A 7,579-nucleotide genomic window follows, 5' to 3' on the forward strand; every position below is an offset into this window, starting at 1 on the left:
ATTTTCTGGGGCTTTCCTCCGGGCGCTTCCCTTCGGTCTTGCGTTTCCGACTCTATCAGACTCTTTCGTGTCCGATTCCCGGTCGAAGCGGGCCTCGCATTTTCGCTTTCCAGGAATTCGCTTTCGCGTTTTCCCTTTCGGCGTGTTCACTACGTTAGCCGATTCCCCCGGTTACTCATAATCGAGTCAGCGGGATAAATTTCGGCATGCCGAAATTCGCACCCTCTGGGGTGAGTCGTAGGTAGTGGTTGGCCGCTTCGAGTAGCCCGGCGTGCGATCCGAAGGACCGATCCGAAAGCTGCACCCGTGTCAAGCGGCTCGGACTACATTAGGCGTCCCTCAAGGGCGAGTCAAGTTGACCGACGGCGTGGCACATGAGCCCTGTACGGGCTCACCGTGGGGTCACCGTCGATCCAGAACCGCCATGGGTGCGTGGCTCCGTCACCGCCCACCCCCGTGCGCGGACCGCTTCGTACCCGGTCGCGGGGTGGAGGGGCGCCGTGCAGTACGGAGAGGTGCGCGCCCGGGTGGGCGATGGCATCGGTTCCGTCGAGTACCCGGTCGATGTCCAGGGCGGTCGCGAGGCGTGCCGGCCCTTTGGCCAGTTCCCGGTCGTTGCGGGCCGAGAATCGACGTTTGCGAGTGAGGTCGGCCCCCGTACGGATCTCACCGGCCCTGAGGAGGACACCGCTCGCCATGCCCTCCGGGCCGCACACCAGGTTGAGGCAGTGCCACATGCCATAGGTGAAATAGACGTATGCGTGGCCGGGTGGTCCGTACATGACGCTGTTGCGCCGCGTCCGGCCGCGGAAGGCGTGGGAGCCGGGATCGATCTCGCCCGCGTACGCCTCCACCTCGGTGAGGCGCAGTTCGATGGGGCCGTCGGGCGTGCTGCGGACCAGGGTGCGGCCCAGGAGATCCGGTGCGACCTCCAGCACGGGGCGGTCGAAGAAGTCCCGCGTCAGCGGCGTACGGTCCTGGCCATCGATCATGACGTTCGAGGTTACCGGGAACCGACTACGGTCATCGCGCGTATGTAGGGGTCAGGACCTAGGAGGAAAAACATGGGCTTCAAGCGGCTACTCGCGAGCATGGGTGCCGGTGGCGCCTCGGTGGAGACGGAGCTGACCGAGCTCAACGTCGTACCGGGTGGGGTCGTTCAGGGCGAGGTGCGGATCCAGGGCGGGTCCGTGGACCAGCAGATCGAGGGGCTCTCCGTCGGTCTGCAGGCCCGGGTCGAGGTCGAGGGGCAGGACCAGGAGACCAAGCAGGACATCGAGTTCACCAAGCTGCGCCTCGGCGGCGCCTTCGAGGTGCGGGCGGGAGCGGTGCACGTCGTGCCGTTCGGGCTCGAGATCCCGTGGGAGACGCCGATCACGATGTTCGCGGGCCAGCACCTGCGCGGTATGAACATCGGGGTGACCACGGAGCTGGAGATCGCGCGGGCGCTGGACTCGGGCGACCTGGACCCCATCAACGTGCACCCGCTGCCGGCGCAGCAGGCCATCCTGGACGCCTTCGGGCAGCTGGGCTTCGGTTTCCGCAGCGCGGACATGGAGCGCGGGCACATCCGCGGCACCCGCCAGCGGCTGCCGTTCTACCAGGAGATCGAGTTCTTCCCGCCGTCGCAGTACCGGGGGCTGAACCAGGTCGAGCTGACGTTCGTCGCCGACGACCGCGAGATGGACGTCGTCCTGGAGATGGACAAGAAGCCGGGGCTCTTCAGTGAGGGCAGCGACTCCTACCGTGCGTTCAAGGTGGGTCTGAACGACTTCCGGGGGACCGACTGGACGGCTTACCTGAATCAGTGGCTGGCGCAGGTCGGCGGGCAGCGCAACTGGCTCTAGGGTCGAGGGGGAAGGCGACCTTCCCATAGCTGAACCGATCAGGAGAGGGTGGCGACGTGACCGAGCCGAAGAGGGCCCCGCTTCCGCATGACTTCCATCCCGAGGTCCCTTCGTTCACCGTGGTGAGCGAGGACCTGGCCCCGGGGGCCGTGCTTGCGGACGCACAGGTCCACGCTGCGGGGAACACTTCGCCGCAGCTGCGGTGGGAGGGGTTCCCGGCGGGGACGAAGAGTTTCGCCGTGACGTGCTTCGACCCGGACGCCCCCACGGGCAGCGGGTTCTGGCACTGGGTGGTCTTCGACATCCCGGCGTCCGTCACGGAGCTGGTGTCGGGTGCGGGCAGCGGGAAGTTCGAGGGGCTGCCCCCGGGCGCCGTGCAGGTTCGCAACGACTACGGGACGAAGGAGTTCGGCGGCGCCGCCCCGCCGGCCGGTGAGAACCACCGTTATGTCTTCACCGTGTACGCGGTGGACAGCGAGAAGCTGGGTCCCGACAGCGATGCCTCGCCCGCAGCGGTCGGTTTCAACCTGCGCTTCCACACGCTGGGCCGTGCCCAGCTGATCGGTGAGTACGCGGAGCCCGCCGAGAGCGAGTGAAGCGAAAGGTTCCCCCGCTGTTTGCCCTGCCCCGGTCTTGGAGAGATCAGGGCAGGGCATTTTTTATTGCGTTGTCCATTACGGCCTGCCCGGCCAGAGTTGATCCGGGCCTGCCAGGGGGCGGGCGGCACACGGGAGGTGGGCGAAATGCGGGACACGCTGGTGCTGAACGCGAGCTTCGAGCCGCTGTCGACGGTGACGCTGAACCGTGCGGTGGTGCTGATTCTTCAGGACAAGGCCGTCGTCGAGCAGTCGCACCCCGATCTCCGTATGCGCGGTGCCGCCGTGGACATTCCGGTGCCCCGGGTGATCAGGCTCTGCCGGTACGTACGGGTGCCGTTCCGAAGACAGGCCCCGTGGTCCAGAAGGGGTGTGCTGATCCGGGACCAGCACCGGTGCGCGTACTGCGGGCGGCGGGCGAGCACCGTCGACCACGTCGTGCCGCGGGCCCAGGGCGGTCAGGACACCTGGCTCAACACGGTGGCCTCCTGTGCCGAGGACAACCACCGCAAGGCGGCGCGTACGCCCCAGGAGGCGGGGATGCCGCTGCTGAGGCAGCCGTTCGTCCCGTCTCCGGCGGACGCGATGCTGCTGGCGCTGGGGGCCGGTGACAGGTCGGCGCTGCCGGAGTGGCTGGCGCAGTCCGCGGCGTAGCCGCCGTACGCCCGGTGAGGTGGAGGAGCCCGCTTCCGGGAGGAGGCGGGCTTCCGCGTGTCAGCGGAGCAGCAGCTGGACGATGGCGACCGTCCCGACGGTGACGATGAGGGCGCGCAGGAACGTGGGGCTGAGCCGGCGGCCGATCTTGGCGCCGATCTGGCCGCCGAGTGCGGAGCCGATGGCGATCAGGACGACGGCCGTCCAGTCGAAGTCCGCGACGAAGAGGAAGAAGAGTGCGGCGATGCTGTTGACGACGGCGGCCAGGACGTTCTTCACCGCGTTGAGCCGCTGCATGGTGTCGTCGAGCAGCATGCCCATCAGGGAGAGGTAGATGATCCCCTGGGCGGCGGTGAAGTAGCCGCCGTACACGCTGGCCAGCATCAGGCCGGTGAAGAGCAGCGGGCCGCCGTCGGGGCGGGCGGTGGCGCCGGTGAGTTCACGCCGGCGCTGGACCGCTTTGCTGATGCGCGGTTGCAGGATGACCAGGACGAGAGCCAGGGCGACCAGGACCGGGACGATGGTCTCGAAGGCCGTGGAGGGCAGCGCCAGCAGCAGGGTGGCGCCGGTGAGGCCGCCGATCATGGCGCCGACGGCGAGCTTGAGGACGCGTCGGCGCTGTCCTTCGAGTTCCTTGCGGTAGCCGATCGCGCCGCTGATGGAACCGGGGATCAGGCCGAGTGCGTTGGAGACCGTCGCGGTGACCGGGGGCAGGCCCGTGGCGAGCAGCACCGGAAAGGTGATCAGCGTTCCCGAGCCGACGATCGTGTTGATCGTGCCCGCGCTGATGCCCGCGGCGAAGACAGCGAGCATCTCCCAGATGGTCATCCCGAATCCCCCGTGCATGATGGGTGCTTGGTGCACTGATCATGCACGAGGGGGTGTACACGTCAGTCGACCGGGGGTTCCTCGCGACGCTCCTTGCCGCTGTCGCCCGTGTTGAAGCCGGGCATGCCGCTGCCGAGGTTGCCGAAAGCGCCGCTGAGGCCCTTGAGGGCGTCCCCGATCTCGCTGGGCACGATCCAGAGCTTGTTGGCATCGCCCTCGGCGATCTTCGGGAGCATCTGGAGGTACTGGTAGGAGAGGAGCTTCTGGTCCGGGTCGCCGGCGTGGATCGCCTCGAACACCGTACGGACGGCCTGGGCCTCGCCCTCCGCGCGCAGGGCGGCCGCCTTGGCCTCACCCTCGGCGCGCAGGATCGCGGACTGCTTCTCGCCCTCCGCGGTGAGGATCGCCGACTGACGCGTACCTTCGGCCTGGAGGATCGCGGCGCGCTTGTCCCGGTCGGCGCGCATCTGCTTCTCCATCGAGTCCTGGATGGAGGTGGGCGGCTCGATCGCCTTCAGCTCGACGCGGTTGACGCGGATGCCCCACTTGCCGGTGGCCTCGTCGAGGACTCCGCGCAGCGCGGCGTTGATCTCCTCGCGGGAGGTCAGGGTCCGCTCCAGGTCCATGCCGCCGATGATGTTTCGGAGCGTGGTGACGGTGAGCTGCTCGATGGCCTGGATGTAGCTGGCGACCTCGTACGTCGCCGCCCTGGCGTCGGTCACCTGGTAGTAGATGACCGTGTCGATGTTGACGACCAGGTTGTCCTGGGTGATCACCGGCTGCGGCGGGAAGGGCACGACCTGTTCCCGGAGGTCGATCCGGTTGCGGATCGAGTCGATGAACGGGACGACGATGTTCAGGCCTGCGTTGAGGGTGCGGGTGTACCGGCCGAAACGTTCCACGATGGCGGCGCTGGCCTGGGGGATGACCTGGATCGTCTTGATCAGGGCGATGAAGACGAGCACCACCAGAATGATCAGGACGATGATGATCGGTTGCATCGTTTCCTCGTGCCCTTCGGTTGCCGACGGATCGCGATGAGCGAGGTCGAGATCGTATGGGCCGTGGGTCAGGTCGGTTGTCCTGCCGGTCCGGTTTCCATGATGATCGACATCGAGTCTCGCAGAACGGGCGCTGCTGTGGGGCCTGTTCGGTCACATGACGACGGCCGTCGCCCCGTCGATGTCGACGACATCGACCTGTTGGCCCGGTTCGAAGCTGAGCTCGGCGTCGAGGGAGCGGGCCGACCAGATCTCCCCGGCCAGCTTGATTCGGCCGCCACTGCCGTCGACCCGTTCCAGGACGACGGCCTGACGGCCCTTCAACGCGTCGATGCCGGTGGCGAGTCGGGGCCGGTCCGCGCGATGCCTGTTGGCGATCGGGCGGACCACTGCGATCAGCGCCACCGAGACGATGACGAAGACCAGGACCTGGGCCACGATCCCGCCGCCCAGGGCCGCGACGACCGCTGCGGCCACCGCCCCGACGGCGAACATGCCGAACTCGGGCATCGCGGTCAGGACGAGCGGGATGCCCAGTCCCACCGCGCCGATCAGCCACCACACCCACGCGTCGATGTCCACGTGGTCATCGTATGACCGTGAGTACCTCCGCGGACAGTGCGCGACCGGTCGGGTACGGCGGCGATCCGGGCAACTTCCCTCAGGCGAGCGGAAGTCCACGGGCGGTGTAGCGGTCGCCCTGGTGCTCGACGACGAGGGGCAGACCGAAGCAGAGGGAGAGATTGCGGGAGCTGAGCTCGGTCTCCATGGGGCCGGCTGCGAGCACCTTGCCCTGGCGGATCATCAGAACGTGGGTGAATCCGGGGGCGATCTCCTCGACGTGGTGGGTCACCATGATCATGGAGGGCGCGTACGGGTCGCGGGCCAGACGGCCGAGACGGCGGACGAGGTCCTCGCGGCCGCCGAGGTCGAGACCCGCGGCCGGCTCGTCGAGGAGGAGCAGTTCGGGGTCGGTCATCATGGCGCGGGCGATCAGCGTGCGCTTGCGCTCTCCCTCGGAGAGGGTGCCGAACTTCCGGTCGAGGTATTCGGTCATGCCGAGCCGGTCGAGGAAGGCGCGGGCGCGGTCCTCGTCGACCTTGTCGTAGTTCTCGTTCCAGGTGGCGGTCATGCCGTAGGCGGCGGTGAGCACCGTCTGCAGAACCGTCTGGCGCCTGGGCAGCTTCTCGGCCATGGCGACGCCCGCGATGCCGATGCGGGGGCGCAGGTCGAAGACGTCGGTGCCGACACCGCCGAGTCGCTCGCCGAGGACCGTGGCGCTGCCCTTGGTCGGGAAGAGGTAGCTGGACGCGATGTTGAGGAGGGTGGTCTTGCCTGCGCCGTTCGGGCCGAGGATGACCCAGCGCTCCCCCTCCTTGACCGACCAGGAGACATCGTCCACCAGAGCGCGTCCGTCGCGGACCACGGATACGTCCACCAGCTCCAGTACATCGCTCATGAGCGCGTTGTCTCCCCATGCAGTCTCGAGATCGTCGCGTGCCTGTGGGCACAGCTCCCAGGGAAAACCTACGCCACTGCGTGAGCGCTTCAGGCGCTGGGCCCGTCGTCGCGCGGTTGCCGCACCGTCCCCGTGGGGCCGGGACCGGGTCGCGGGAGGGTGGGGACAGGGCCCCGGTCCGTTCCCTAGGGTGGTCCCATGCTTTCGGAACCACGCTCAGGGCTACTGGCCGCTTGGGGCAACGCGCTGCTGGCCGGACTCGTGTCGCCGGACGACGCGGCGCTCGCCATTGTCGGGGAGGACGCGGTGCACCGCGTCGAGGGGCTGCCGGGTGAGGCGGGACCGGTCGGTCTCACGCTCGCGCTGGGGCGGCTGCGGGGCCTGGGGGTGACGGGCTTCCGGGTCGCGCTGCCGGTTCCCGGGCACCCGCTGGGCCTCAGCGGTCCCGCGGAGTTCAACGCCCGCGCGCTGGAGGCGGAGGAGGCCGTGGTCACCTACGGTGCGCCCTACGGGCTGGTGCCCGAGGTGCGGGAGGCGGGGCCCGCCGGGGATCTCCACGTCAACGTCGTGTGGCAGTGCCTGACGGTGCGCGAGGCGCCGCCCGCGGATGTGCCGTCGCTCGGTGAGGCGGAGCGGGAGCTTGCCGAGGCCCTGCGGGACGCGACGGCGCTGCTGTCACGGCTCGATGTGGCGGGGTCGGGGCCGGTGGCCGAGGCGGCGGTGGACGCGTACCGGGCGCGGGCGGAGCGGGGGCGCGAGGTGCTCGCCCCGGGGTATCCGCCGCGGGCTGTCCGAGTGCTGGAGCTGGCACAGCGCGTCGGGCTGCTGGTCTCGGTGGCGCAGGAGAACGGGCACGGCGGTGCGGTGAGCGCGTCGGAGATGGCTGCGCGCGGGGAGGCCCTGCGGCCGGTGGAGCGGGTGGCCCGGCGGGCGCAGGTGGCCGCGTACAACGCGTATGTGGAGGAGCGGGCGCGGTAGCGGGACGGGCCGCGTTCGGGGACCGGCGGCGGCTTGTCGGCGCGGCGCGGGACGGGGCGGGGCGGCACGGGGCACGACGCGGGGCGGGGCGGGGCGGCACGGGGCGGAGCGGACCGACGCGGGGCGGAGCGGACCGACGCGGGGCGGAGCGGACCGACGCGGGGCGGAGCGGACCGACGCGGGGCGGAGCGGACCGACGCGGGGCGGAGCGGACCG

9 protein-coding genes are annotated in these 7,579 nt (G+C 69.3%); 4 read left to right on the forward strand and 5 right to left on the reverse strand.

All coding sequences use genetic code 11. The features are described 5' to 3' along the window. Positions 1-350: 350 nt before the first annotated feature. Positions 351-992: a DNA-3-methyladenine glycosylase gene (locus ABT025_RS38430; protein WP_351003378.1), complete on the reverse strand. Its 642-nt coding sequence runs from the start codon at positions 990-992 to the stop codon at positions 351-353. Between the two features lie 72 nt (positions 993-1,064). Between ABT025_RS38430 and ABT025_RS38435 the strand changes: the two genes are divergently transcribed. The 3 genes from ABT025_RS38435 to ABT025_RS38445 all read left to right on the forward strand — a co-directional run bounded on the left by ABT025_RS38435 (position 1,065) and on the right by ABT025_RS38445 (position 3,097). Then, positions 1,065-1,847 (forward strand): sporulation protein, encoded by a 783-nt coding sequence (locus tag ABT025_RS38435; protein WP_351003380.1) that lies wholly within the window; start codon positions 1,065-1,067, stop codon positions 1,845-1,847. Positions 1,848-1,903: 56 nt separating this feature from the next. Beyond that, a complete protein-coding gene (locus tag ABT025_RS38440) occupies positions 1,904-2,443 on the forward strand; it encodes a YbhB/YbcL family Raf kinase inhibitor-like protein (protein WP_351003382.1) in 540 nt (179 codons plus the stop codon). Between the two features lie 147 nt (positions 2,444-2,590). Continuing rightward, positions 2,591-3,097, forward strand: coding sequence for an HNH endonuclease (locus tag ABT025_RS38445; protein WP_327711799.1), 507 nt, complete (start codon positions 2,591-2,593; stop codon positions 3,095-3,097). 60 nt (positions 3,098-3,157) lie between these two features. Here ABT025_RS38445 and ABT025_RS38450 read toward each other — a convergent pair whose 3' ends face one another. The 4 genes from ABT025_RS38450 to ABT025_RS38465 form a co-directional block, all read right to left on the reverse strand. Next, positions 3,158-3,925 (reverse strand): sulfite exporter TauE/SafE family protein, encoded by a 768-nt coding sequence (locus ABT025_RS38450; protein ID WP_351003384.1) that lies wholly within the window; start codon positions 3,923-3,925, stop codon positions 3,158-3,160. Between the two features lie 62 nt (positions 3,926-3,987). After that, a complete protein-coding gene (locus tag ABT025_RS38455; protein WP_351003386.1) occupies positions 3,988-4,926 on the reverse strand; it encodes an SPFH domain-containing protein in 939 nt (312 codons plus the stop codon). A 153-nt stretch (positions 4,927-5,079) separates the two neighbouring features. Further along, entirely contained in the window at positions 5,080-5,508 is a 429-nt protein-coding gene (locus tag ABT025_RS38460; RefSeq protein WP_351003387.1) for an NfeD family protein, read from the reverse strand. A gap of 79 nt (positions 5,509-5,587) precedes the next feature. Next, positions 5,588-6,385 carry an ABC transporter ATP-binding protein gene (locus ABT025_RS38465; protein WP_351003388.1) on the reverse strand — a complete coding sequence of 266 codons (798 nt, stop codon included), beginning with the start codon at positions 6,383-6,385 and terminating at the stop codon, positions 5,588-5,590. A gap of 198 nt (positions 6,386-6,583) precedes the next feature. Between ABT025_RS38465 and ABT025_RS38470 the strand changes: the two genes are divergently transcribed. Next, positions 6,584-7,363 carry an Rv1486c family protein gene (locus tag ABT025_RS38470; protein WP_351003390.1) on the forward strand — a complete coding sequence of 260 codons (780 nt, stop codon included), beginning with the start codon at positions 6,584-6,586 and terminating at the stop codon, positions 7,361-7,363. Positions 7,364-7,579 lie beyond the last annotated feature (216 nt).

Origin of the sequence: Streptomyces sp. NPDC002809 (genome assembly GCF_040295435.1) — a bacterium.
GTDB lineage: Bacteria > Actinomycetota > Actinomycetes > Streptomycetales > Streptomycetaceae > Streptomyces.

Bases quoted from the DNA above. Each gene is read 5' to 3' on its own strand.
- ABT025_RS38430 (WP_351003378.1), bottom strand. From the start codon at position 992: ATGATCGATGGCCAGGACCGTACGCCGCTGACGCGGGACTTCTTCGAC.
- ABT025_RS38435 (WP_351003380.1), top strand. From the start codon at position 1,065: ATGGGCTTCAAGCGGCTACTCGCGAGCATGGGTGCCGGTGGCGCCTCG.
- ABT025_RS38445 (WP_327711799.1), top strand. From the start codon at position 2,591: ATGCGGGACACGCTGGTGCTGAACGCGAGCTTCGAGCCGCTGTCGACG.
- ABT025_RS38450 (WP_351003384.1), bottom strand. From the start codon at position 3,925: ATGACCATCTGGGAGATGCTCGCTGTCTTCGCCGCGGGCATCAGCGCG.
- ABT025_RS38455 (WP_351003386.1), bottom strand. From the start codon at position 4,926: ATGCAACCGATCATCATCGTCCTGATCATTCTGGTGGTGCTCGTCTTC.
- ABT025_RS38465 (WP_351003388.1), bottom strand. From the start codon at position 6,385: ATGAGCGATGTACTGGAGCTGGTGGACGTATCCGTGGTCCGCGACGGA.
- ABT025_RS38470 (WP_351003390.1), top strand. From the start codon at position 6,584: ATGCTTTCGGAACCACGCTCAGGGCTACTGGCCGCTTGGGGCAACGCG.